This window comes from Clostridium sartagoforme (genome assembly GCF_039521405.1).
In the GTDB taxonomy this organism is placed as follows: Bacteria; Bacillota; Clostridia; order Clostridiales; family Clostridiaceae; genus Clostridium; species Clostridium sartagoforme.
This window is the reverse complement of the sequence record NZ_BAAACH010000008.1, coordinates 134,890-160,303: the sequence shown is the minus strand read 5'-3', so window position 1 is coordinate 160,303 and position 25,414 is coordinate 134,890. Positions and strand designations below refer to the sequence as shown.

Annotated in this window: 30 protein-coding genes and 1 riboswitch; of the genes, 3 read left to right on the top strand and 27 right to left on the bottom strand. The window is 30.0% G+C overall.

Annotation, left to right across the window (positions count from 1 at the left end; genetic code table 11):
* Positions 1–39: 39 nt before the first annotated feature.
* From uvsE to ABDZ60_RS03005, 5 genes are all read right to left on the bottom strand, one after another.
* Complete coding sequence (gene uvsE, locus ABDZ60_RS03025; protein WP_343775904.1) at positions 40–1,014, bottom strand: UV DNA damage repair endonuclease UvsE; 975 nt, start codon at positions 1,012–1,014, stop codon at positions 40–42.
* Positions 1,015–1,172: 158 nt separating this feature from the next.
* Positions 1,173–1,535 carry a hypothetical protein gene (locus tag ABDZ60_RS03020; protein WP_343775901.1) on the bottom strand — a complete coding sequence of 121 codons (363 nt, stop codon included), beginning with the start codon at positions 1,533–1,535 and terminating at the stop codon, positions 1,173–1,175.
* Between the two features lie 226 nt (positions 1,536–1,761).
* Entirely contained in the window at positions 1,762–2,391 is a 630-nt protein-coding gene (locus tag ABDZ60_RS03015) for a plasmid pRiA4b ORF-3 family protein (RefSeq protein ID WP_343775898.1), read from the bottom strand.
* Between the two features lie 112 nt (positions 2,392–2,503).
* On the bottom strand, positions 2,504–3,499 hold the full coding sequence (gene add / locus ABDZ60_RS03010) for an adenosine deaminase (protein ID WP_016207608.1): 996 nt from the start codon (positions 3,497–3,499) through the stop codon (positions 2,504–2,506).
* A gap of 57 nt (positions 3,500–3,556) precedes the next feature.
* Positions 3,557–3,656, bottom strand: a riboswitch (purine riboswitch).
* A gap of 61 nt (positions 3,657–3,717) precedes the next feature.
* The gene (locus ABDZ60_RS03005; protein ID WP_016207607.1) at positions 3,718–4,848 is read right to left on the bottom strand and encodes a DEAD/DEAH box helicase; all 1,131 of its coding nucleotides are present in this window, start codon (positions 4,846–4,848) and stop codon (positions 3,718–3,720) included.
* A 292-nt stretch (positions 4,849–5,140) separates the two neighbouring features.
* On the opposite strand from ABDZ60_RS03005, the gene ABDZ60_RS03000 reads away from it, so the two are divergent.
* Together ABDZ60_RS03000 and ABDZ60_RS02995 are read left to right on the top strand one after the other, a co-directional pair.
* Positions 5,141–5,341: a helix-turn-helix transcriptional regulator gene (locus ABDZ60_RS03000; RefSeq protein ID WP_047001418.1), complete on the top strand. Its 201-nt coding sequence runs from the start codon at positions 5,141–5,143 to the stop codon at positions 5,339–5,341.
* Entirely contained in the window at positions 5,338–5,817 is a 480-nt protein-coding gene (locus ABDZ60_RS02995; RefSeq protein WP_047001419.1) for a DUF6773 family protein, read from the top strand. The genes ABDZ60_RS03000 and ABDZ60_RS02995 overlap by 4 nt, the downstream gene beginning before the upstream one ends.
* A gap of 181 nt (positions 5,818–5,998) precedes the next feature.
* On the opposite strand, the gene ABDZ60_RS02990 is transcribed toward ABDZ60_RS02995, so the two are convergent.
* Complete coding sequence (locus ABDZ60_RS02990; RefSeq protein ID WP_016207606.1) at positions 5,999–6,817, bottom strand: aldo/keto reductase; 819 nt, start codon at positions 6,815–6,817, stop codon at positions 5,999–6,001.
* A gap of 295 nt (positions 6,818–7,112) precedes the next feature.
* On the opposite strand from ABDZ60_RS02990, the gene ABDZ60_RS02985 reads away from it, so the two are divergent.
* Positions 7,113–7,502, top strand: coding sequence for a MerR family transcriptional regulator (locus ABDZ60_RS02985; RefSeq protein ID WP_016207605.1), 390 nt, complete (start codon positions 7,113–7,115; stop codon positions 7,500–7,502).
* Between the two features lie 67 nt (positions 7,503–7,569).
* Here the strand turns inward: ABDZ60_RS02985 and ABDZ60_RS02980 are convergent, their stop codons facing one another.
* From ABDZ60_RS02980 to ABDZ60_RS02880, 21 genes are all read right to left on the bottom strand, one after another.
* Positions 7,570–8,610, bottom strand: coding sequence for a helix-turn-helix domain-containing protein (locus tag ABDZ60_RS02980; protein WP_016207604.1), 1,041 nt, complete (start codon positions 8,608–8,610; stop codon positions 7,570–7,572).
* Positions 8,611–8,902: 292 nt separating this feature from the next.
* Complete coding sequence (gene eutM, locus ABDZ60_RS02975; RefSeq protein WP_016207603.1) at positions 8,903–9,193, bottom strand: ethanolamine utilization microcompartment protein EutM; 291 nt, start codon at positions 9,191–9,193, stop codon at positions 8,903–8,905.
* An 87-nt stretch (positions 9,194–9,280) separates the two neighbouring features.
* Positions 9,281–9,925 (bottom strand): phosphate propanoyltransferase, encoded by a 645-nt coding sequence (locus ABDZ60_RS02970; protein ID WP_343775883.1) that lies wholly within the window; start codon positions 9,923–9,925, stop codon positions 9,281–9,283.
* The gene (locus tag ABDZ60_RS02965) at positions 9,926–11,485 is read right to left on the bottom strand and encodes an acetaldehyde dehydrogenase (acetylating) (protein ID WP_343775880.1); all 1,560 of its coding nucleotides are present in this window, start codon (positions 11,483–11,485) and stop codon (positions 9,926–9,928) included.
* A 38-nt stretch (positions 11,486–11,523) separates the two neighbouring features.
* A complete protein-coding gene (locus tag ABDZ60_RS02960) occupies positions 11,524–12,171 on the bottom strand; it encodes a BMC domain-containing protein (protein WP_343775877.1) in 648 nt (215 codons plus the stop codon).
* 24 nt (positions 12,172–12,195) lie between these two features.
* Positions 12,196–12,855, bottom strand: a complete 660-nt coding sequence (locus ABDZ60_RS02955) for a cupin domain-containing protein (RefSeq protein ID WP_343775874.1) — start codon at positions 12,853–12,855, stop codon at positions 12,196–12,198.
* A gap of 54 nt (positions 12,856–12,909) precedes the next feature.
* Positions 12,910–13,458, bottom strand: coding sequence for a BMC domain-containing protein (locus ABDZ60_RS02950; RefSeq protein ID WP_343775871.1), 549 nt, complete (start codon positions 13,456–13,458; stop codon positions 12,910–12,912).
* Between the two features lies 1 nt (position 13,459).
* A complete protein-coding gene (locus ABDZ60_RS02945; protein ID WP_343775868.1) occupies positions 13,460–14,788 on the bottom strand; it encodes a 4Fe-4S dicluster domain-containing protein in 1,329 nt (442 codons plus the stop codon).
* Positions 14,789–14,805: 17 nt separating this feature from the next.
* Positions 14,806–15,069 (bottom strand): EutN/CcmL family microcompartment protein, encoded by a 264-nt coding sequence (locus tag ABDZ60_RS02940; RefSeq protein ID WP_016207597.1) that lies wholly within the window; start codon positions 15,067–15,069, stop codon positions 14,806–14,808.
* Positions 15,066–15,368: a BMC domain-containing protein gene (locus ABDZ60_RS02935; protein WP_016207596.1), complete on the bottom strand. Its 303-nt coding sequence runs from the start codon at positions 15,366–15,368 to the stop codon at positions 15,066–15,068. The genes ABDZ60_RS02940 and ABDZ60_RS02935 overlap by 4 nt, the downstream gene beginning before the upstream one ends.
* Before the next feature lie 14 nt (positions 15,369–15,382).
* A complete protein-coding gene (eutJ, locus tag ABDZ60_RS02930; protein WP_343775863.1) occupies positions 15,383–16,228 on the bottom strand; it encodes an ethanolamine utilization protein EutJ in 846 nt (281 codons plus the stop codon).
* Positions 16,210–16,866, bottom strand: coding sequence for a cobalamin adenosyltransferase (locus tag ABDZ60_RS02925; protein ID WP_343775860.1), 657 nt, complete (start codon positions 16,864–16,866; stop codon positions 16,210–16,212). Before ABDZ60_RS02925 ends, eutJ begins: the two co-directional genes overlap by 19 nt.
* A 13-nt stretch (positions 16,867–16,879) precedes the next feature.
* Positions 16,880–17,320 (bottom strand): EutP/PduV family microcompartment system protein, encoded by a 441-nt coding sequence (locus tag ABDZ60_RS02920; protein WP_343775857.1) that lies wholly within the window; start codon positions 17,318–17,320, stop codon positions 16,880–16,882.
* A complete protein-coding gene (locus tag ABDZ60_RS02915; RefSeq protein WP_016207592.1) occupies positions 17,317–17,670 on the bottom strand; it encodes a BMC domain-containing protein in 354 nt (117 codons plus the stop codon). The genes ABDZ60_RS02920 and ABDZ60_RS02915 overlap by 4 nt, the downstream gene beginning before the upstream one ends.
* Before the next feature lie 37 nt (positions 17,671–17,707).
* Positions 17,708–18,661 (bottom strand): choline TMA-lyase-activating enzyme, encoded by a 954-nt coding sequence (gene cutD, locus ABDZ60_RS02910; RefSeq protein WP_343775853.1) that lies wholly within the window; start codon positions 18,659–18,661, stop codon positions 17,708–17,710.
* A gap of 54 nt (positions 18,662–18,715) precedes the next feature.
* On the bottom strand, positions 18,716–21,256 hold the full coding sequence (gene cutC, locus ABDZ60_RS02905) for a choline trimethylamine-lyase (RefSeq protein WP_343775850.1): 2,541 nt from the start codon (positions 21,254–21,256) through the stop codon (positions 18,716–18,718).
* 49 nt (positions 21,257–21,305) lie between these two features.
* On the bottom strand, positions 21,306–22,796 hold the full coding sequence (locus ABDZ60_RS02900) for an aldehyde dehydrogenase family protein (protein WP_343775847.1): 1,491 nt from the start codon (positions 22,794–22,796) through the stop codon (positions 21,306–21,308).
* A gap of 62 nt (positions 22,797–22,858) precedes the next feature.
* Positions 22,859–23,164 carry a BMC domain-containing protein gene (locus tag ABDZ60_RS02895; protein ID WP_016207588.1) on the bottom strand — a complete coding sequence of 102 codons (306 nt, stop codon included), beginning with the start codon at positions 23,162–23,164 and terminating at the stop codon, positions 22,859–22,861.
* A 25-nt stretch (positions 23,165–23,189) separates the two neighbouring features.
* The gene (locus tag ABDZ60_RS02890; protein ID WP_016207587.1) at positions 23,190–23,486 is read right to left on the bottom strand and encodes a BMC domain-containing protein; all 297 of its coding nucleotides are present in this window, start codon (positions 23,484–23,486) and stop codon (positions 23,190–23,192) included.
* A gap of 84 nt (positions 23,487–23,570) precedes the next feature.
* Positions 23,571–23,837: a hypothetical protein gene (locus ABDZ60_RS02885; protein WP_016207586.1), complete on the bottom strand. Its 267-nt coding sequence runs from the start codon at positions 23,835–23,837 to the stop codon at positions 23,571–23,573.
* A complete protein-coding gene (locus tag ABDZ60_RS02880) occupies positions 23,824–24,951 on the bottom strand; it encodes a membrane spanning protein (RefSeq protein WP_016207585.1) in 1,128 nt (375 codons plus the stop codon). The genes ABDZ60_RS02885 and ABDZ60_RS02880 overlap by 14 nt, the downstream gene beginning before the upstream one ends.
* Positions 24,952–25,414: the final 463 nt, after the last annotated feature.

Below are 25,414 nucleotides of genomic sequence, written 5' to 3'. Positions count from 1 at the left end.
TACATATTTAAATAAATTATTAAAAAATAAATTTAATTGTTAAATAATGAATATTGTTCCATCCATCCAGTTATATGCTGGCTTAATGCTTTTTATATCCTGTACTAATTTAAATAATGCTACATCTTTTTCTTTACATTCTAACATTATATCTATATCTTTATTAAAACCCTTTAAAGTTTCTATAAAAGTTATGAAATCTTTAGCATCTATAAAATCTGAATGTCTTTTATCAACTTTATCTATTAAATTTCTATCTTTTGGTGAAGAAAAATGCATTTTAGGCGGTAAACTTTCATTTTTCCAAGTATTAAGTATATCATCTAGAATATCTTTGATATCTTCTCCATAATTATTACAATTGTGGTGATGAATATCTAAAACCATTGGAATATTTAATGTTTTACACAAGTTCAAAGTTTCCTTTGCTGTATATGTTCTATCATCATTTTCTATAATTAATTTTTCTTTTAACTCTTTAGGAAACTCATTGAAATGTTTAATGAATCTTTCTATTGCATCTTCTTTGCCTCCTGTTGCTCCCCCTACATGAATTACCATTTTACCATCTTTATAATTCATATCTTCAAACCATTCTACTTGTCTCATTAAATTTTTTAGAGTATTTTCCACTACTTTTGGATTATTACTGTTTATAACATTAAACTCATCTGGATGAGTATCAACTCTCATATTAGAATTTTTAATAAGCCTACCTATATATTCAAAATCCTTTTTAAATATTTCTCTATGTCCCCAGTATCCAACTTCAGGATGAGTAACTAGTGGTATTAAAGCTGAAGTTATTCTATAAAAATGTATATTATTTTCTATATTATATCTTAATAACTCTTGTAAAGCATTTAAATTTGAACTAGTAACACTTTTTAGTTTTTCTAATTTTTTTTCTTCTGATGTAATTTTATTATAATTAGTGAAAGTAACAGTGCTAGAACTTGTTACTCTTTTTCCTAATACATTTGAAATAGCAACATATCCAAGTCTAATTTTCATAGATTTTCTCCTAATCTTTTAAAAGTATTTAAGATTATATTTTCTTATAAAAAAGTAAAAGAATGAAATTATAAAAAACTATACTCATAAGAAACTTCTCACAATTTCCTAAAGAGTACACATACCTTTTATACTAACATTCTCAAAATTTTAAACTTTTATACTTTTCTATACCAAAAAACATTATCCATAAAATTATTACCATAATATAAATCATATAAAACTTTATCTGTATATTCTCTTTCAACTAATCTAGTACCTACGACTCTTCTCACAAATGGATTGCTAGTATTTAATCCATCAATTTTCACCCTAAAAAGATTATCTTGATAAATAAATGTCTTTAAAATTGGCTCAGCTTCAAAAGTTAATTCTAATATTTTAATATATGTGTCTTGGCCTAATGAAGTTTTTCGTAGGAATTCTTCTAGAGCCGGTTTATTATTAATTCTATTAACAGCATCTGAAATTATATTAATTGTTACGATATCCTCAAAACAATATCTATATATACTTGTCATCGCTCCTCCAAAAATACTTATATATAAATATTATATTCATTATTTATATATAAAGGTGCTAAAGAGCTTATATAATAATATTCTAAAATACAATTGCTATTTTTATGTTATTATATTAAAATTTATAGTTGAAATAAATTCACACTATCCCACTAGTACATATTTGGGATTAAGAGGTATTAAATTGAGTGAACTTATTTTCATTTATTAACATTAGTTTAAATTACTACTTATCTTTTTCATAATATTTTCTCATAAATAAGTTAGCACTTTCGCAATCAAAAACTTCTTGATAATTTTGTTTACTTACTAATGAAAGCATATTTTCATATTCTGGATGAGTTTTATCATTAATTATTTTTAAAAATTCTGTATATACTTCTATTCCTCCAATATCTTCTGGAGGACAATTTCCTTCTGCTTCTATACATTTAGGATAATCATATATATAATCTTCAATTACTTCTTCTAAGGTTATATTGTGTTTCCAATAATCTCCAAAGTCATATATATATTCAATTTTATTTTCTTTATTTAAATAATCATCTATATAAACCTCTTTACTAAGCAAGAGTTTAATCTTTAACATATCTTTTATAAAACCGTAAGGATCATTTCTATTATTTAATTTCAATTTAGAATAAAATTCATATTCAGAAATAGTTTTTTTATCAGAAGTTATTCTTAAATTTTCTTCTTTAATATTAAAATCATATAAATAAATATTTTGCCATCCCATTGAAAATTGAATTATATAATGTAGCATTTCAAAAGTAATTCCTGATGGAACTATAACTTTTCTATATATTAATGGAATACTATCTATAAGTTCTATCTTTGTCTTATATGCTTTCATAGATGGCCTCCTTACGCTTATAATATATCTTTATTTTAGCCATTTAGCAATTTTTTATATTTCCAATTTCAGTTTGTTTTACTTTCCTTTAAGAATTGGAAATTAATTTATTTTAAGGTATAGTCTTCATTAAAAGTTTTTTTGTTTCATCATCACAAAAAGCGGCATTTATACTATTTATATAAATTTCTTTATATTCATCTATATTAACATTAAATGTTTCTATTAGTTTTTCTGTTTCTTCAGTCAAATTTACATTAGATACAGTTCTGTTATCAGTACTTAAGCTAACCTTTATATCATCTTTATGATATTTATATATAGGATGCTCTACATAGGTTTTTACTGCTTTTGTGTCAATATTGCTTTTAGGGCACATTTCTAAAGTTACTCCCATTTCTTTAACTAGATTATAAGCATCTTTGTCATTATATATATAAACGCCATGACCTATTCTTTCAGCTCCTAAAAAATTTATTGCATCTCTTACATTTTTCCCAAAGCCAGTTTCTCCAGCATGTACTGTGATTCTAAACCCTAACTCCTTAGCAAATTTCATCGAATCTATATATTCATAAACAAAATCTTCTTTTTCTGATGCTGCTAAATCTATTGCAACAACCCCTCTGCCAAGATATTTTTTCCCAGCTTTTATTGAATCGTATATATGAGATATTTCTAAGCTTCTCATACAAGAAATTATTACATTACCTTTTATCTCATAATCTTTTTCAGCTTCTTTTATTCCATTTATAACACTTTCTATTATTTCTTCTAAAGCTAGTCCTTTTTTTGTATGCAGTACCGGGGCAAATCTCACCTCAATATATTTCACATTTTCTTTTGCTGCATCTTCTAATAATTCATAAGCTGCCCTTTTTAAGTTTTCCTTTGTTTGCAGGACTTCATTTGGTAAATCGAATTTTTTTAAGTATTCATCTAATGAATTACATTTCTCTGAAACAACCAGTAGATTTTTAACATAGTCATACTCATAACTGTCTAATTTTATATTTTCTCTTTTCGCAAGCTCTATAACCGTCTCAACTCTTAAACTTCCATCTAAATGACAATGAAGTTCTATTTTAGGTAAGTTACTAATATCCATGAAATTAAATCCTCCTCTAAATTTTTATAAAAAAAATTCTTGACTACGAAGAAATCACAAATAAAATGATTTCCTCGTAATCAAGAATTATTGGTTCTTGGTAGAAACCCCTAATCCATATTATTAGGGTTATACGAAGCTATTTAATATATCTCTATTTAAATTAATATTAATTTTAGCACATATATTAAAATAGTCAATATACATTTTTGACTTTCTTATTCTATATTTCCCTTATATAGAGTCCTTTCTGAAATGTCTATTTTAAAGTTCTTTTCGTATATTTCTATTAAGTTTTCTTCTCTTTCATTAACAAGTGAAAATACTTCTCCAGACTTGCCTGCCCTTCCTACTCTTCCAGCTCTATGTAAATAATCATTAGGATCTTCTGGAATATCAAAATTAATAACATAATTAACTTCTTTTATGTCTAGTCCTCTTGCCGCTATATCTGAAGCTATTAAAACTTGGATTTTTCCTTTTCTGAAATTTTCTAAAGCTCTTTTTCTATCTTCCATTTTGCCACTGCCGCCTATTGCATCTACTTTCACATTGTTAAAAGACAAATATTCTATAGTGGTATTAGTTGTATAGCTGTCATTATTAAATACTAAGACTTTTTCACCTTTAATTGAGTTTAAAAGTTTTCTTAATGTCTCAATTTTTTTCCTATAATCAGTTTTTATATAGCTGTGTTTTATATTTTCATTAACTTTATTATTTTTAACTGATATAACTTTTATATCTTTAGCTAAATCTTTAGCAATTTCTAAAGTTTTATTATTTAATGTGGCTGAAAACATCATAAGTTGAGTTTGATTTTGTGTAGATTTTATTATATTTTTTATAACTGGAAGATTATTTTTATCTAAAAGCTTATCAACTTCATCAATAACAATAGTTTTTATAGTATGAGCTGTTACTTTCTTTTTACCCATCAATTCGAATATTCTTCCTGCTGATCCAACAATAATATGAGGTTTTGCCTTTAAATTATCTATTTGCCTTTTAATATTTGCACTTCCTATTAAAGGTGTAGATGTGATTTCTAAGTTGGCTGATTTTTTTACCTCATTTATTGTATTATTTATTTGAATAGCTAACTCATGAGTTGGAGCTAATATTATACATTGTATTTCTTTTTTACTTGTATCGATATTTTCTATTATAGGTAGAAGATAAGCTAGAGTTTTTCCTGTACCTGTTTCAGACTGACCAATTAAATTTTCTTTATTAATAGCCGGTAGAATAATTTCCTTTTGTATTTCAGTAGGTTCTTTTATTCCCATAGTATTTAATCCACTAATTATTTTTTCATTTATTTTAAGACTTTCAAAATTAATTTCCATAACTATACCTCTTTCATTAAATTACCTCTTATTCATTTGCATATTAACTTTATCAATACTTTTATAAATTGTCAAAGTATATTATAAGTTGGAAATTAATTGGACCCCAGGGGTAAAATTTTTATTATTAATTTTTGACTCTTATTATTATATTAATAGAATTAATTTATAAAATACATATTAAGCACTAACTACATCCACAATAATAACAACTTATATAAATTACAAAATGCAATATATAGTTGACATTAAGAAATGTTTAAGTTACACTTATGCTATAAGGAGGTAAAATATGAAAAATAAAAGAATGAAGATTGCTCGTTTAGAATGCGATATGAAACAAGAGGATTTAGCCAAAATTGTTGGAGTAACAAGACAAACTATTGGATTAATCGAATCAGGCACCTATAATCCAACACTTAATCTCTGCATTGCAATATGCAAAGCACTTGGTAAAACATTAAATGATTTATTTTGGGAGGATGTTCAATGAGAAATCAAAAAATTCAAGACGAAAGAATTTTAATGCAAAAAAGGAAAATAGGAAGTGATGCATTTCAAATAACTTTTTATGGATTGCTTTTATCAGTTTTAGTTCAACAATATATGTTTAATGCACCGTTTTCACAATATGCAGTAGAGATAATTTTATTTATTGCCATTTCTATATATATTATTATTCGTAATATAATGGTTGGGAATGATCTGTTTGAATCTTCAAAACACAGCCAAAAAATTGTTGTGATAAATAGTCTTGTTAGTGGGCTTGTAATTGCAATTATAAATACTACCCTTAATTATATAAAACTAGGAGATTTATTTAAAACAAATAGTCTAAATACTATATTAATTTCAGCCATGACCTTTTTGTGCGCAACTATTATTAGCTTTATAGGCTTTGAAATTCTTTATCTAATAAATAAAAGAAAGCAAAAACAAATTCAGTCTATATTAGATAGTGATGAGTAAGATATATCTTTTCATAACAGCTACTATTTTAATAAAGTAAATTACAAATTTATATTTTATTATAAAAAAGCAATCCATTCATTAACTTTATTGGATTGCTTTTTTATTGATACTTATATGTGTTTTTATATTTACATTTATTCTTTGCAAATCTAAATTTATATATAATTTAAAATAATCATTAGAAAGTGAAAGTATCTGGATCTGCCCCAGTTCTTAAGTTCTTATTCATTCCATCAATTAATTTTATGTCTTCATTAGTTAGTTCAAAATCAAATACATCTGCATTTTCCTTTATTCTTGCTTCATGTACTGATTTAGGGAATACTACTATTCCCTTTTGCAATAACCATCTAATAATAACTTGGGCTACTGATTTATTGTACTTCCTTCCTATTTCCTTTAATTCTTCATCATCAAGACAAGCCCCTGAACCAAGTGGTGACCAAGATTCAAATACAATACCTTTTTCTCTGCACATTTCTAAAATATCATAATCTTGCATTTGAGGATTAAATTCCATTTGATTTACTGCTGGAACAATTTCTGTATTATCTAATAAATCTTGAAGATGATGAGTTTTAAAATTTGATACTCCAATAGCTTTAGCCCTACCACTTTTATAAATTTCTTCCATTATTTTATATGATGGAATGTATTCATTTTTAACTGGCCAATGTATTAAATATAAATCTACATAGTCCAAGCCAAGTTTCTTTAAGCTTAATTCAAAAGCTTCCATTACTTTATGATCTCTCATATCTTGATTCCATAGTTTTGTTGTTATAAACAGTTCTTCTCTTGGAATTTTACTTTCTCTTATTGCTTCACCTACAGCTTCTTCATTTTTATATATAGCCGCAGTATCAATATGTCTATATCCTGCTTTTAATGCAGCAAGAACAGCTTCCTTAGTTTCAGGTCCACTTTGCCAAACCCCTAATCCAAATTGATAAATTTCAGTACCCGTATTCATTTTTATCTTACTGTCTATTTTCATAGCATAACCTCCTACATTATTGTAAAAATTTTCTTTACCATAATTATAAACCTTAGAGTTTACTCTAAGTCAAATTTTATTTTAAAATAATTTCACTTTATAATATTAGTTTAACTTATATACTTTATTTTATTTATTATTATTTAGTAATATATTTCATTTCTGAAATTGTATGTCCTTATTATAGCTACTATAAAATCTTTCTTTACCTTTTATTTTTTATCTTCTATAATTAGGCTAAAGATTACAGTTTACTTTAAATCAATAAATTATAATTTTATGGGGGATTCCATTTATGAAATATACAATAAAACAAGTTTCTGAAAAAATAAAACTATCTGAACATACTTTAAGATATTATGATAGAGAAGGATTGATGCCTTTATTGAAGAGAAGTTCCACTGGCATACGACTATATACTGAAAATGATGTTAACTGGCTTGAATTAATTTGTTGTCTAAAAAATAGTGGAATGTCTTTATCTGAAATTAAAGAATTTATGAATCTTTGTCTTCAAGGTGAAAAAACTTGTGAAGAAAGAAAGGATATATTAGAACATCATAAGAAAGATATATTAAATCAAATTGAATATTTAAAACAAAGCTTAAATACCATTAATTATAAAATAGATCATTATAAAGAAATTGGAATTTTCCATATAGATTCACCCCTGGGGTCCAAATAACTTCCAATTTAATATTTTAATCCTAGAGGTGAGATTTTGTTTACTGTTAAGTAACCATTCTTCAATTTTATTTTAATTTATCCATAAGAAATTTAAACCTTGGGTTATCTCGAAGAAAATCTAATTCTTTATCTACTTTTAAAGAGTCTTTTATCATTTTTTCCATTTCTTCTATTCCATCTTCTTCTTTAAACCTCATATGTTGATAAAGTTTAGAATTTCTGGCGCATGTTAATGAATCAATTCCCTTTATTATTTCTTCTAAAGTTTCTATACTTTTATTCTTATCTTTCAATACTAAATAAATTGGCAATTTAGATGATGCCCCTATATATTTGCCTAAGTCAAAGTTATTTGCTACCTTATCTACTAATTCAGAATACTTTAATGCTTTTTCATAATTTTTTTCTTCACATAAAAGTGATATTAATTGCATCAAGATATTTATTACATTATTTATATACTGATATAACATTTTTTCATATATTTCATATGCTTCTTCATACTCACCTCGCTTAATAAACAAAGTGGCCTGTGTAGTTCTTTTATCAAAACCACTTGGAGGAATTTTATCTAATAATTTTTGTGCTTTTTCATACTCTCCTTTATTCATATACTCCTGTGATAGAGAGATTATTGCCATATTAGCCAATTCTTTGTTATTACTAAAAGTAACTATTTCAAACCAAGCTGTTATTTGCTTCTGATATTTTTCTTGTTCTGATACTGTTTCTACGCCCATAGCTAAATAAGCATTCATTATTTGAGCCACATATAAAATTAACTTATAACAATTAGGATACTCTTTAACCTTATTGCTAACTTTATTAAAAGTTTTTATATAACCCAAAGAGCTAATTTCACCTGAAATATCTTTAATAAATTGATTGATTTCTATATCAGTAAGATCATCTTTAAAAGAAAGTAAAGTATCAATATTTATATTTAGTATTCTTGCTAACGGAGCTAATAAAGTAATATCTGGATATGATATTCCATTTTCCCACTTGTTCACAGCTGGAGCAGTAACTCCTAGATGATTAGCAATCTGCTCCTGAGTTAAATTTTGTTCTTTCCTATATTTACGTATTACTTCATTAATTTTCATTTGAACATCTCCTCAATAAATTTAAAAGGCCTTTCCTATTTATACAATAGCAAAAGCCTTTTAAACTAACAAGTGAATTTATATCATGTTTTATTAAATAAAATTAACTGCTGGTTATATTATTTAATTTCTATTCTATTAATGTTAGAAACTTCTTTATTTACCTTAGTTAACATTACTTTAATTACTCCATTGTTAAAATATGCTTCTATTTTTCATCATTAAAGAAGCTGTACTAAACTTAACTTTAATACAGCTTCTTTCTAAATTTATGTTATTATGTGGCTTATACTTACTTTACAGTTTCTTTAGCTGTTGGAAGTATTACTTCTACTTCTGAATGTGGACGTGGAATAACATGAACTGAAACTAATTCTCCAACACGTTGTGCTGCAGCAGCACCAGCATCAGTAGCAGCTTTTACAGCTCCAACATCACCTCTAACCATAACAGTTACAAGTCCTCCTCCAACATATTCTTTACCTATTAAATATACGTTTGCAGCCTTAACCATAGCATCTGCAGCCTCTATTGAACCAACTAATCCCTTTGTTTCGATCATTCCTAAAGCATCATATTTCATTTTTAAATCCTCCTAAATTCTTTCTTTTTATTTAATATTTTTTTATTTTTTATATTATAATTTTTGAATTATAATCTACTTGTAAGTTTATTTTATAATTTTTATCTTTGATTTTGAGTTAATATTCATAGCGTTTGCTTCTTCAGTATCAATATGACATTCAAGTATAGATGTATCATTTGCTCTAATGGCTACATTACTATAGATACCACCTCTTAAATCATCAAATTTTATAGACACTATTTGACCATCAGAAACACCAAATTTAATAGCATCTTCTGGAGTCATGTGTATATGCCTTTGTGCAACTATTAATCCTTCTTCAATTTGTATAGAACCTTTAGGTCCAATTATAGTAATCCCAGGTGTTCTACATAAATCACCTGATAATCTTGTGTGCGGAATAACTCCAAGCTTAAAACAATCTCCAGTTAATATCTCAACTTGGCTTTTACTTCTTGTAGGTCCAAGAATTCTAACTTTCTCTATAGCTCCCTTAGGTCCACAAATAGTAACTGTTTCTTTACATGCATATTGACCAGGTTGTGATAAATCTTTTAATTTAGTTAGTTGATAATTGTCACCAAATAAAATGTTTAAATCTTTATGTGAAAGATGTACATGCCTATTAGAAACACCCACTGGAATTTCAGATGAATCACTTTTCACCTCTGTATTAACTTTTACAGCTTCCAATAACAGCTTCAATATAGCTTCACATCTATCTTCCATTTAGAGTTCCCCCTTCATGGCTTTTACTATTTGATTAACTAATTTCATAAGCTCATCATTATTAGTGACTGTACTATTTTCAGTACTAGTACTCTTTGACGAAGCTACATATTCAGCAGGACTTAATGTTCTGCATTGATTTTGTGTAGAATGACAGTTATCAGCAGTTTTTATACGATTAAAAGTTGGATCTGAAGAAGCTAATGTTGCACAATCTTTTAATCCATAAGCAACTCTCTTTATATTAACTAAATGCATTGGAGTAACATTTTCAGATACTGAGCTTCCTCCCCAAGTACCACATCCAAGTGTAAATGATGGCATTAGCCCAGTACTTCCGCCAGTTCCCCCTTGACTTCCTCCTGTATTAACTAAAATACGAGCAGCTGGCTTTCTAGCAAATTTCATTACTAAATCTCTATCTTCTGTATGGATACTCATGGTATGTCCAATTCCATTTTGAAGTAATTTAATACTCAATTCACATGCTTCATGCCAGTCTTTTACTGTATAGAATCCAAGTACTGTTGTAAGTTTTTCAAAAGATAATGGGTATCCTTCACCTACTCCATCTTGCTTTCCAATAAGTACCTTAGTACCGGCTGGTATAGATATCCCAGCCGCATTTGCTATGACTTGAGGTGATCTACCAACAAACTTAGCATTCATGTTGTGGCCATTTTTAAATAGTAAATTACAAACTTTATTAGTTTCATCTGTTGTCATGAAGTATCCACCCTGTTTTGTGAATTCTTCAACAACTCTATCATAATTACATTCTTCACATATAATTGATTGTTCTGATGCACAAATAGTACCATTGTCAAATGTCTTACTTGCAATTATATTTCTAACTGCTTGTTCTACATTTGCTGTTCTTTCTATATATGCTGGAGAATTACCTGCTCCAACTCCAAGTGCTGGCTTACCAGAACTGTAAGCAGCTTTTACCATGCCAGGTCCACCAGTAGCTATAATAATTGCAACTTCTTTGCTTTTCATTAATTCATTAGTTGCACCAATAGTTGGTGTAGTAATACATCCTATAATATTATTAGGAGCCCCTGCTTCAATAGCTGCATCATTCATTAGTTTAGCTGCCTTAATTGTACATTCTGCCGCAGATGGATGTGGAGAAAATACTACAGCATTTCTAGATTTAATTGCAATCATAGATTTAAAAATTGTAGTTGATGTTGGATTTGTAGATGGTATTATTCCCATTACTAATCCAACTGGTTCTGCAATTTCAATCAGCTTATTGATTTCATCCTCTTTAATTACACCAATAGTCTTCATATCTTTTATTGCGTCATACAAAATTGTAGATGCCATATGATTTTTATAAGTCTTATCTTCAACTTTACCAAATCCAGTTTCTTCTACTGCCATTTGCGCTAAACATACTGAGTTTTCTTCAGCAACTTTAACCATATTACATAAAATTCTATCAATTTGCTCTTCAGTATAATCAGCAATTTTTTCTGAAGCAACTTTTCCTAATCTTGCAAGGTTTCTTGCTTCTTGTATAGAGCGTAAATCTCTATCAAAAGTTTCCATTTTGTCATTCCTCCTATTACAGTATTTATATATTGAAGTTATTTGTAATATTCAATTATTTTAGTTATTAATAACTTCTTACTTGCTTTGGAGATTGCTTTTCCTGTAATCTCTAAATCTTCATATTGACGAGCTAAACTTCTAAGTTCTGATAACTTAATCTTATTTAACACCTCAATAGCCTTTTCTATTCCATCCTTAGTTATTAGATCATCTAAGTCATTTTTTTGTAAAATATCTATATCTATTGGTAAAGAAACATTTGTTTCTTCATTTGAACTTTCCTTAGCTTCAGTACTTGTATTAGTATCATTATTGGTAATAAGATTCATATTATTTTCATCATGGACATTTACCTCACTATTATTAATACCATGAGTAATATCTAATTTTTCTATGGTAGTTGGTATATTTTTGATTCCAATAATACTATATAATTCTTCATGTGGACGTGGTATTACATGTTCTGAAACTAGTAATGAAGCATCTAGTTTCTTTACTGCTGCTACACCAGCTTCAACAGCCGCCTTTACTGCTGCTACATCTCCAGTTACCGCTACTGAAACAAGGCCACCCCCAACATAAGTCTTCTCAAAAATACTAACATCTGCTGCTTTTAACATTGTATCTGCACTTTCTATTGCTGCTAATAGTCCCTTTGTTTCTATTAATCCAAGTGCTTTCATAGATTAATCCTCCTAAAAGTTATGCTATAAAAGATCCGCCCAGTTTGCAGGATAAGTAGTATAGAATACTCTTGCTTTATCTGGTGAACTCCAAACTACCTTAGAACCTGATGGAACAAATAGTACATCTCCAGGGTATGCAGTATAAGTTTTTCCATTAATTTCAATTGTCAATGTTCCTTCAATTACGTAATCAATTTCTTCATAAGTTAATTCCCAATCAAACCGTGAATTTTCAATTGTTAAAAATCCAGCACTCATCTTAGATTCGTCCTTATTTACTAATTCTTGATAATAGGCCTTTGCATTTGGATTTCCTGTATCAAATACATCCATTTTAACTGTATTGCCTCTAATAACCTTTAATCCATCTTTATCGTTTTCAGAAACATATGGTGTGCTTGGCTTATTCAAACAATTAAGCATTTCTTGTAATAATCCTTTATCCATCATTGTCTTAAAGAAAGTCAACAACATTTCGCTATCCATTCCATTTGTACATAAATTTTGTACTTCAGATTGTTTTACTTCACATCTATTAACTTCTGTTGAAAATTCTATTCCACTAGCTTTTGCCAAATCCTTAGCTGATGGTGTAATAATTACATCATTATCAACATAAAATTTTGTTTCACCTTGTTTTATTAAAGCTTCAACATCTTTTGCAACAATTAACCTCTTCATTTACTCACATCCTTTCATTATAAAATTAATTTTATACAATGTCTTTACTGATTTTTAGAGTAAAGACTGTAGTAATCTTTCAGATGGAGATGGTATAATCTCTGCATTAACTAGTAATCCCTTTTCTTCCATAATTAATTTTCCAGCTTCAATGCCAGCTTCAACTGCAGCTACATCACCAGTAAATGTGAAAAATGATTTACCTCCTAATCCAGTTCCTAATCTAAGCTCTATTGGATCTAAATTAGCTGCCTTTAAAACAGCATCTGCTGATATAACCATGTTAGCTATTGAAAAAGATTCTAGTATTCCTAGTGCCTGGATTTTATCAGGCATTGTTGCTCCTGTTATTGCAGGGAAAACCAATGGGCTCACATTTGGAATAATCATCGAATCGATCCAAAACTCTCCTGCCATTTTCTCTCCCACACTTACCGATTCATTTACAGCTGCAACATCACCATTAACTATTGCAATGTATTTTCCTGGGCAAACAGAGCTAGCTGTAACTATTTCAACTTCTGAAGTCTTAAGCATTTGATCTGTTGCATAAATTCCACGTGCAATACTTGTAAACTCAACCATTCCTATTGCATTAGCCACATTAACCCCTCCTTATAGTTATAAAATTATTTTCAATTTCTGTAACAATTCCTGAAATACTCGCATGTATTGTAGCTCCTAAACTTCCTTCTTTAATATTACCTATTAAATTACCAGCTTTAACATAATCACCTATAACTACATTAGAAATAGCTGGAGCACCAACATGCTGTTGTGTAGCAATACAAACTGTTTCAGGTTCTACTGTAATATTAGTTAAAGGAGCTGGTTTATCAAATTCTCTTAAACCTAGCCTTGCAATAAGTCTCTTACTTGGTATTAATCTATATTCACGAGCTTGTCTTACTTCAAAATTATCTTTTGATGCTTTATACCTAATATTCTTTTCCATAAGCTGTTGCTTGAAATATAAATTTGCTGCTTTAGGATAAAGTCCAGCTGGACAAGAAAATAATTCACATAAATTACACTGGCAGCATAATTGAGCTATTTTTTGTCCTTCTACATCTTCAAGATTATATGCCATAGCCCTCATCATCTTATGAGGCTGAGTTCCATGTCCAAGTAAATAACGTGGGCACATATCTGTACACATTCTACATTGTTCACAAGAAGCTCTATTTACTCTTCGAGCTTGATTCATTTCAACAGACTTTTTACGTATTAATGGATGCTCCTTTTTTAGAATTACAAATCCCTTATTTTTCTTAGTTACATAACCATCTAAACTTTTCATTACAGGTCCCATCATAGGTCCGCCATCAATAACTGCATAATCATTAAAATTATCTATTCCACTAAGCCTTAATACATCAATAATTTTTGTGCCAATAGGAACTTTTAATGTTAATGGATTTGGTACATTTCCTGAAACAGTTATATACTTTTCTGTAACTGATTTTCCTATAGATGCATTATAAATATTTAAAGCTGTTTCACTATTTACAACTACACATCCAACTTGAATAGGAATACCTGCTTCTGGAACAATTCTTCCTGTAAGCTCATAAACTAGCACTTGTTCATCACCTGCTGGATATATATCTGGAAGTTCCTTTACTTCAAGTACATCTCCAATTTGTAGTTTTATAATTCTATCTCTTAATATAGAGATTACTTTTTTATGCTTTCCTTTTATTCCTATAATTCCTTTTTCTGCAGAAACAAGCTCTCTGGCAACTTCAAAACCTTTAATTATTTCATCTGGGAAGATTTCCATTAATTGTTGGTCAACTCTCAGAAGAGGTTCACATTCTGCTCCATTTAGAAGTACATATTCTGCCTTTGCTGCTAATTTAGCATGAGTAGGAAATCCTGCTCCACCTGCTCCAATAACTCCTGCATCCTTTACTTTATCTAAAAGACTCATAGTTATACCTCCTGAATTTATTTAAAATTACAATCTTCATCAATGATTCCTACAACCACCGCATCAACTGGTATATCGTCATTCCCTAACATCCTACGAGCAGAGGATCCGGTGCATATAATTACTCTATCTCCTATACCTGCGCTAATAATATCAACTACTATTAATCTTCTACCTTCATTAATTCCACCTATTTCCTCAGCCAACATAAGTTTAAATCCACTTAAGGCTTCAGCTTTTCTTGTTGCCCACACGTTGCCAATAAGTTTTGCCGTTATCATAATGTTTTTCCTTCTTCCATCTTGATTTTAATTTCTTTAATTGCTGATTCAACAGAGGCTGTATCTCCAAAAATCGCAATTAAAATCATATTTTGTGGACAACTTCCTCTAACATCCTCAACTGTGACTCCAACAGCTTTTTCTGCAATATCTGCCGCACAAATCATTTCTATCATTCTTCCTTGAACAAGGCCAATTGCATCAGCACTATCTAAGTCAGTTTTACAATTTGTTCCCATACGTCGTCTTAGAATGTCTAAAGTACCTTCAGATGGTGATTTTATAATTCTAAACTCCATACCATTCACTCTCCTTATTCAATAATTTCTTTTGTACAACTAAGTGCTATACCAAGTGGTGTTACAAACATTGGATTATGAGGCTTATGAGTGTAAATTCCTGTTTGCTTTTCAATAATTTCTTCTATTCCAGTTAAACAGCAAGTTCCGCCTACTAAAGAAATTTCATTAACATCATACCCATTTATATGTTGATTAATAATAGAAGAAACTTTTTCTACCACAGGCTTTAATACCGGAAGTAATTCTTTATGTCTTCTGTTATCTCTTTTAAACTTATCAGCTTCTGAAAAAGTCATTCCATAGGCACCTGATATAACTAATGAAAAATGAGTTCCACCAGTTGGTTCATCAGCAATATAAACTACTTTTCCATCTTTTAAAATAGAAATCCCTGTTGTTCCACCACCTATATCAACAACCGCTCCATTTTCAATTTTAAGAACTTCATTTGCAGCAGTAGGTTCATCTAACAAATTTGTAAGTTCAAATCCGGCAGCTTGTACTACATTTTTAATTGCTCCTGAATCTAATGCATCTGTTCCAGGTGGAATTGCTGCTGCTGCATAAAGTAGTTCCTTACCTAATTTCTCTTCAATTTCTTCTTTTAGCTCCCTTACAATCCTAACGGCGCCAATATAATCAACAACCATGCCATCACGTACTACATCTGCATATCTATAAGCACCTGCAACTGGTCTATAATTTTCATCTAGTACAGCTACAACTATACATGCAGTTCCTAAATCAACTCCTGTATAGTAAACTTCTGAATTTCCTACAATAGCCTTATCTATAACTTTTTCAAAATCATGAACAAGCTTGTCACAATATTCAAAAGTTAATTTTTCCTCTGACATATTTTCCCTCCAACAATTGAACAAATTATCTGAGATAAGGAGTTAATAATTGAGTTAACACTTTTTATAACATCATGACCTAAATTATCCTCATTATAAAATTCAGAAAGATATAATTCTAATTCATGAACTTTACAGCGAAGTACATGCAATTTTAATATTTCATTACTTTTATTAAGTTGCATATAAAATTCTGTAATTTCAAAGCAGTCATCAATATCATCATAAAAATTAGTTGAATTTATTCCTGTACATTCCTGACAGATAAGTTTTTCTAACTCCGTTTCTCCTGCTATAAAATTTCTAATATTTGTGATTTTTTTACCCAATGAAATAATATTTTGAGATAATATAATATCATCCTTTAAAACATCACGGCTTACTACGAGAAATTCTGCTTCCATAGATTTTAATTTATAATAAAGCCTCTTCTTACATCCAATTTGCAATGTTTTTGATTCTTTTATATCATTAGCTTTTTTATTGTATGAAACTTCATCTGACATTCTTATTCCTCTATCAGATAGATATTGCTTTGCTCCAGGTGTAAGGCGCTCTCCTTGATTCAATTGATAAGTACTAAAAGGTTCTTTTTTATATAAATCTCTTAAATACTCTTCAGTAATAAATTTCATCATTGCCCCCTTTACTTTACCCACTTCCAAATAAATATTTTTTTAAAGAATCAATACCTATTCCTTTAGAAGAGCTAATATGAAAATATGGTTCAGAAATTCCTATAAGCTTAAGTTTCTTTATACAAATCTCTTTATTTTCTTCCATCAAATCACATTTAGTTATTATTCCGATTACTGGACATCTAAAGGATTTTGCAAATCCATGAGGATATACATCTGTACATCTAGATTGATCAATTAAAATTAATACATGAGAGGCATCTTGAGCCGCTGCAATTATATGCTTGTACATCCAAGAATTTTCTATATATGATCCAGGTATATCAATTGTATTTTTGCCATAAATCATATCCTGTGTTCTTTTTAATTCACCATGGTAATCATTTAGTTCATTTACCAATGTAGTTTTTCCACATCTTGATGGACCTATTACCATTACTCGTTTCTTTCTCATGTTCTTGTTATAGGAGCAGTAGTAAATCCAAGTAAATTTTTCAATTTATCATTTACAGCATTAAGTGCTGTTTCAACGCTTTGTACATCACCATTTATAACTACAGATCCTGTAAAACGATCCAAGAATCCAATTTCAACATCTGCAACTTTTGTAGCAATATCTGCTGCAATAATAGCTGTTTCATAAGGTGTTAAAGTCAAAATTCCTATAGCTCCTTTTTCATCGATTCCTAATCGTTCATATATATCAGGCATTGGTGAAGCAATAACATGAGCAATTGTAATTTGTTTTCCTGGTACTGACTCTTGTATAACACGTTGTATATTTCTTTCAAGAAACTCTCCCATAAACCTTACCTTCCATTTTATTATTTATTTGAAATTTTTAATGGCGAATCACTTTAACAGATAAATCATATTTTTTAATCCAACCTTCAATTTTATTTAAATCTTCATTACTTAAGCTTGGATCTCCTTCAATTGGATATTCAATTCCTAATTGCTTGTATTTATTTACCCCCATTTTATGATATGGAAGTAAATCAATTCCCTTAAAATTTTTATAATCCTTAAAAGGTATTAAAAACTTTATGATATCTTCAATATCTTCTTTGCGATCATTTACTCCCTTTAATAAAGGCATTCTAATTTTAACTTTATATTTACGGCGAAGAAGTTCCTTTAGGTTTTCTAATATTTGTTCATTTCTCACTCCAGTTAGCTCAAAGTGTTTATCAGAATTAATATGCTTTATATCAAAGAGAAATAAATCTGTAAACTCAGCAACTTTTAATACTGATTCTAGCTTGGAATATCCACAAGTTTCAATTGCGGTATTTATTCCTTCTTGTTTACATGCCATAAGTAAACTACTTGCGGCTTCTGGTTGCATTAAAACTTCACCACCACCCAAAGTAACTCCTCCACCTGAAGCTTCATAAAAAGCTCTGTCTTCCTCAACAATTTCTACAAGTTCAGAAATTGTTTTTACTTCACCAACTATAGATAATGCTGAGTTCAAACAAGCATCAACGCATTTTCTGCATCCAATACACTCTATATTACGATTTACCTCATGCTTTAAGCTTTCATTAGAAATAGTATGTATTCCAACAGGACAAACAGAAACACAAGCGCCACAATTTACACATGAATTGATTTTAAACATAACTCTATATTTTTTAATCATGCCTTCTGGATTAGCACACCATTTACAACGAAGTGGGCATCCTTGAAAGAATATAAGAGTTCTTACTCCTGGTCCATCGTACATATTGTATTTTTGTACATTGAAAATTGTTGCTTTTCGTTGGATTATTCCTAAGTTCTTATTTTCCATACTATTCAATCTCCAGTCTTTTTTATTATCTTAAGCTTCAAAAATCTATATATTTTAGAAGTGTGTAAGCATTGTTCTACTAATTATTTCATCTTGGACATCTTTACATAGCTCAACAAAGAATGCACTATATCCTGCTACACGAACAATTAAATCACGATATTGTTCTGGATGTTTTTGTGCCTCAATTAGCGTATTATTATCTAAATAGTTAAATTGGACTTCTCCAATCCCAAGAGTGCACGCACTACGTAATAAAGTTATAATTCCATCTTCACCTTCTTTAGTATCAAGAAGTCCAGCTATAAGCTTAAAGTTGTGAACCATACCGATATTCATATTGTCACAAGCCATTTTAGATACAGATTTTATTATTGCTGTAGGCCCTTTATAATCTGATCCTTGTGATGGACTTATTCCATCTGATAATGGCATCCATGCTCTACGCCCATTTGCTGTAGCTCCAGTTAATTGTCCAAATGGAGTATTGTTTGAAATTGATAAAGTTCCATGACTTAATACAGAATATAATGTCTTGTACTTACGATGCTCCATTTCAGTAAAGTTGATTAAATCAGCGGCTATATAATCTGCATAATCATCATCGTTACCGTATTTAGGTGCTTCTAAACAATCTTTTCTAAGCTTTTCATATCCAATAAAATCAGCCTTTAGAGCTTCATTTAATTCTCTTAATGTATATTTCTTTTCTTCAAATACTAATTTCTTAATAGCAGCCATTGAGTCAGTATAAGTAGCAAGTCCACTCCAAACTACACCTGGTCCAAAGTTATACATTGCTCCGCCAGCTTCAACACCTCTACCTTTTTCCATACATCCCTCATACATTATTGACATTAAAGGTTTTGGGGCAAGATCTTTATGCACTCTTTGTGAAATTACAGTAGCAACACTGCTCCATTTAGTTATATATTTTATTTGCTCCTTAACTGCATTTTCAAATTCTTCATAGGTTTTAAAATTATCTATGTTGCCCATATCTGGACAAACTTGTTTTTTATACCAAAGTGGGACTCCATTATTAAGAACAAGTTCAATACATATTGGCCATTGCGTATATGCTGTAGATGTCCATTGATATAATCTACCTGACTTTTGTGGCTCAACACATCCCATTAAACAATAGTCTCTTGCATCTTCAATACTAACCCCTTTTGCTAACATCATTTTTATATGAACGTCATCAAAATGACATGCTGGGAATCCCATTCCTGCACGAACTACATCAACTATCTTCTTAAGATATTTATGAGGAGATTTATTATGAATACGGCATGCTAATGATGGTTGATAAATCTTAATATGACGAACAGCATCCATAAGTAAGTAAGTTAATTCGTTAGTAGCATCACGTCCATCTCTTGTAACTCCACCAACACACATATTTACAAATGGTTGATATCCAGCAAAGAATTTAGAACCTCCTTCACTCGTAATCCACATCATTTCAGACATTTTAATAAGCATACAACCTGCTAATTCAAATGCTTGGAAATCATTCATTCTTCCTGATTCAATATCATCTTTATAGAATTCATACATGTATTGGTCAACACGACCTATAGACATACCTGTTTGATTTTCTTCAACTACTAATAAAGATTCTATTGTCCAAACTGCTTGTATTGCTTCCCAAAATGTATTTGGTCTATGAGCAGGCACTCTTGCATTAATTTCAGATATCTTTTCCAATTCTGCTTTACGCTTAGGGTTTGTTTCCTTAGCTGCTAATTCCTTAGCATATTCTGATAAACGTTTAGCATAAATCATTACACCTTCTGTGGTATCAATAACCGCTTTATAGAAATAAATTTTTTCTATATCCGCAGGGTTTTCATAGTTAAGTTTTTCAAGATTATCTTTTGCATCTTGTTGAATATCTAGCATGCCCTTCTTCATTAGAATCACATCATATCCAGGGTTTGAATCTCCTCCACCATTAATAGCATGATAAGAGCAATCTGAAACAAATGATTCTCCTGAAAGTTCCCAAACACCTGCTTCACGATACTGATCTTCACAATATTCATCAACAGATTTACCTGACCAATATGGGAATAACTCTTCTTTCATAATCTTCTTGTCCTCGTCAGATATATAAAATGGATCTTGAGCACGATTACCTATAGTATCAATTTCATCAACCATCCATCTCCATGCTATATCTGGAGAAAAGGCGCCAGCACGAGGTGCACCACAAGGAGCCCCTACAATTAATTCATTATCTTGAATTACTAATGGTGCTGTTTCACAACAATACTTAAAACATTTAGCTCGTAATAAAATCTTAGGCATACCTGGATTTTCTTTAGCTATTTTGGTAATGGCTCTTGCACGATGTGTTGTTATTGTTGGTACTTGTTTTAAATAATTTTCTTTTAATTTTACTAAACGCTCTGTAATTCCATCAGGAATTTTATCTCCTTCATCACTTGCTACTGTATTTGTAGCTGGTTCTTCTTTTATAATCTCTTTTGATATATTCTCAAACATCTTCATTAAAGAGGCTCTTTCTTCAGAAGACATATGTTGAGTAGCTTCCATAAATTTAGTTGAAAATTCACGAATATCCAAATCCTTACCTCTCATTTCTTATAAATTTTTAAGATTAATACCTTGACTTTTATTTAAGATTTTCTAAAATTCTTTTTAGAACATTTTCAAGAAAATCTATACTGTCCAAATCATAATCCTTATTTTTTTCTGACACCTTAGATAGAGATACATTTTCTACCAATTGCAAATTAGCTATTTCATTAATTTTACGTATTCCATATCCAACCTTTCTGATATAGATTAAATTCATTGGCGAAACATTATCAGATGTCATTCCATGACCAGCTGAACCACTTCCTAGTGTCATTGATGGAAATAAATTAGTAGTTGCACCCATGCTTCCTAAAGCTCCAGGAGTATTTACTAATACTCTTCCTACTGGTTTTTTTAGTGCAAATTGACGGATAACTTCTTCATCTTTTGAATGAATAATCAAAGTATGTCCATGTCTTTCACTTAATAATAATTCAATACATTTTTCACATGCATGCATCCAATCATCTTCAATGTAATATGCTAATACTGGGCAAAGCTTTTCTCTAGAGTATGGATTACTCTTAGAAACATATTTTTGTTTTGAAATAAGAACCTTTATGTCTTTAGCTACACTAAATCCTGCTCTTTTTGCTAATTCTTGTACTGATTTACCAACCACGTCTGAATTAACACTTCCATCATTATTGAAAAAGATTAAGCCAAGCATATTTGATTCTTCTTCAGTCATAAAATATGCTCCACTTTTTTCTAATTCTTTTCTTACTTCAAACTCTATGCAGCTATCCACAACAATTGACTGTTCAGCAGCCGAAACAACTCCATTATCAAAGGTTTTGCTATCTATTATATCTTTAACAGCTTGTTTTATATCTGCTGTACGCTCTATAAATGCTGGGCCGTTGCCAGTTCCTCCATATATCACTGGTTTTCCAGATTTATATGATTCTTTTAGTAAACTTGGTACTCCAGTATTTATTATTAATGAACTATCTTTATGATTCATAAGCTCTAATGTGCCATTATTTGTAACATTATGAAGGTAAGTAAGCGCTCCTTCTGGTAGTCCATAACCTTCTGCTGCACGAATCAAAATATCTAAAGTTCTTGAAATAGTATTTTTAGCCCTTGGATGAGGTGAAAATATAATTGCATTTCCTGATTTTATTGCAATCAAAGCTTTATATATAGTTGTTGAAACTGGACTAGTTGATGGACAAAAAGCAATTATTACTCCCATTGGTACACCTACATCCATAGTCTTATTTTCTTTATCTTCATTGATTATCCCAACACACTTTATATCTTTTAACCTGTGACCTAAATACTTGCAAACAAATTGATTTTTTATACATTTATCTTCCATTTTGCCGTACTCTGTTTCATCACAAGACATGATAGCTAGTTCGCATATATGCTTTTCTATTTCTTCAGTCATCCTTTCAACTATTTCATCAAGTTTTTCTTGAGAAAAAGTTGCTAATTTTTTTTGAGCTTCACGAGCATTTTCAGCAAGAATTCTCGCCTCTTGTATGGAGAGTAAATCGTTATCTATTATGTTCATTTCTTTCTCTCCTTTTCTTAAAAATAATTGTAATATACTCTTTTTTAAACTTAACTTTTTATTTAAGGCATTAAATTAGTAATTTTATATCTTTCAATGATTTTTTCTAAATCTTGATGTGGTCTTGCAATAACAACTGAACTATAAAGATTTCCACCTTCCATACTTTCAACTGCCTTTACTCCAGCCTCAACAGCTGTCTTGCAAGCTCCTACATCTCCACGAACTAATACCGATATATATCCTGATGCAACATTTTCATATCCTATAAGTTCAACATCCGCTGCTTTACACATAGCATCTGCTGCTTCTAAGACAAATACTAAGCCAAAAGTTTCAATTAATCCTAAAGCTTCATATCTTGCCATTTACACACCTTTCCTTCCATTAAAATTAAGAATCTATGTCATGTACTGAAACAATATCTCCAACTTCTCTAATAGGTCTTGGCATAACATTTTTAGCGGTTAACTTTCCAATTGCTGCAGCTGCTTCTGCACCAGCCTCCACTGCTGATCTAACTGCAGCAACATCGCCTTTTACCATAATCGTTACCAAAGTTGATCCAACATTTTCATACGATATCAGTTCAACATTTGCAGCTTTTAGCATTTTATCAGCTGCTTCAAGTGCAGGAACTAATCCTATTGTTTCTACAAGTCCTAAAGCTTCTTCACCATAATATCTCATTTATAATTACCTCCTCTCACATTTAGAAAGTTTTTATTATACTTTGCCTTAATTAAAAAATTTCTAAATTTTTTAATTAACTTTTTAATCTTTAATATACCTGTTTATTGTTGCTGCACCATCTTCATGTGCATGATAATAAACTCTTAATTCACCATTTTTATCCATGTCAAATCTTGTTTCTTCAAGGAGTCCATTTGCTTCGGCTGTCATTAAAGCTGTGATTACATCCTTCTTATTAAGAGCTTTGAATTTACCATACTGACCTTTTAATTCATTAATCACATCATCAGCACAAGCTTCTTCAACATTAGTAAAATACTTTAATATAGCATAATTAAGTGGTTTCATAATTATCTACCTCCTTATCATGATCTTTATTCTTCTTTTTGAATAAATCAAGTGGATTCATAGCAATAACTAGAATACCAAAAATCATAAGAACAGCTGCTATCCAAACTATTGGAGGCAATGCCCATCCATCCATTCCTGCAAATACTCCAAGAACAATCCAACAACAGAAAGGTCCCCAAAACGAATAAGTACCATTACATGCCATTCCAAGAGCAGCACCACACATACTGTTGCCGTTATACCAACACATGTATGAAACAAATGCACAAAGTCCACTTAAAGCAAACCAAATCATAGCAGAACCACTAGTGAATGCTTGAGTAACTAAATTAATTGAAAAACCAACACCATCTCCAAATATCATACCGAAGATAGGAACTAAAATTATTAGATTTGATAAACCTGAAGTTGCTTGACGTATTGTAATTCCAATTTCTGAATCAATCATTGATGTACCATATCCAGCAACACATCCTTCAAATCCCCATCCAAGAGCAGCTATAAAAGCAATACACAATCCAAGAAACATTCCTTCTGGAGCATCTCCCGAAAGGCTAGTACTTCCAATAAGGAAACTTGATGCAACACAGATTACAATACCTGCCATCATTCTTTTGTTCAATTCTTGTTTAAATAATATCCTGCCTAAAATAGCGCCAATAGCTGGGCAAAGTGCCGTAATTGGAATAACTATTGATCCAGCCATTTGAAGTCCAACAACATAAGCAGTACTTGAAATTGGTCCTCCAATCAATGCTGCTAAAATCATTACTCCACCTGGAGTTGTTCTAATACATCTAAAGAAATCACCAATTTTCCCCTTTATAGTTGCATAAGCAATCGCCCATACAGCACTACATGTATCATTTACTGCACTACCAAGGGCTCCTAACAAGTATGTAATTACAAGCACTGATAATCCTGTGTTATTATCACCATACCAATCTGCCCAAACACCTTTCTTCATTCCAAGTGTCATAAATGCTGAATAAAATCCATACATAAGCCCTGAGAATAGTGCAATAGATATACCTTTTTTAAGAAAATTAGATGATAATTTCTTTTTAGCAGCAATTGCAGACGAATTAGCCACTCCTGACATTTCACTCATAAATAAAACTCCCTCCATTTAAACGTTATCACGTTTCGTTTTATATTATCATTAAATAAAGATTTATAATGATCATTTCAAGGGTTCTACAAATATAAAATATACTTATATAACCTGTTTAAATTTATGATTGATATAATTTTATCTATGGTTATTTAATATGTCTTGATTTAAAAATAGCTTTTTATCTTATGTTTTGTAGGTATTTTTTATTCTTGATTAAATTATATTCTGTTCCCCTTAGGGGAAAGTCAATATGAAATTATGCATATTTATATATAAATTTTAAGGCTCATATTTTTCGTATTAGCTTTTCATTTAATTAATTCTAAAACTTGGTAAATTCAAAGGTTTTATCTACTAATATTTGTTATTTTACTACATAAAATTTTATTCATATAATAACTTCAAATATAAAAAAAGCATTTTAAAAGATAAATCTATAACTATTTATCTCTTAAAA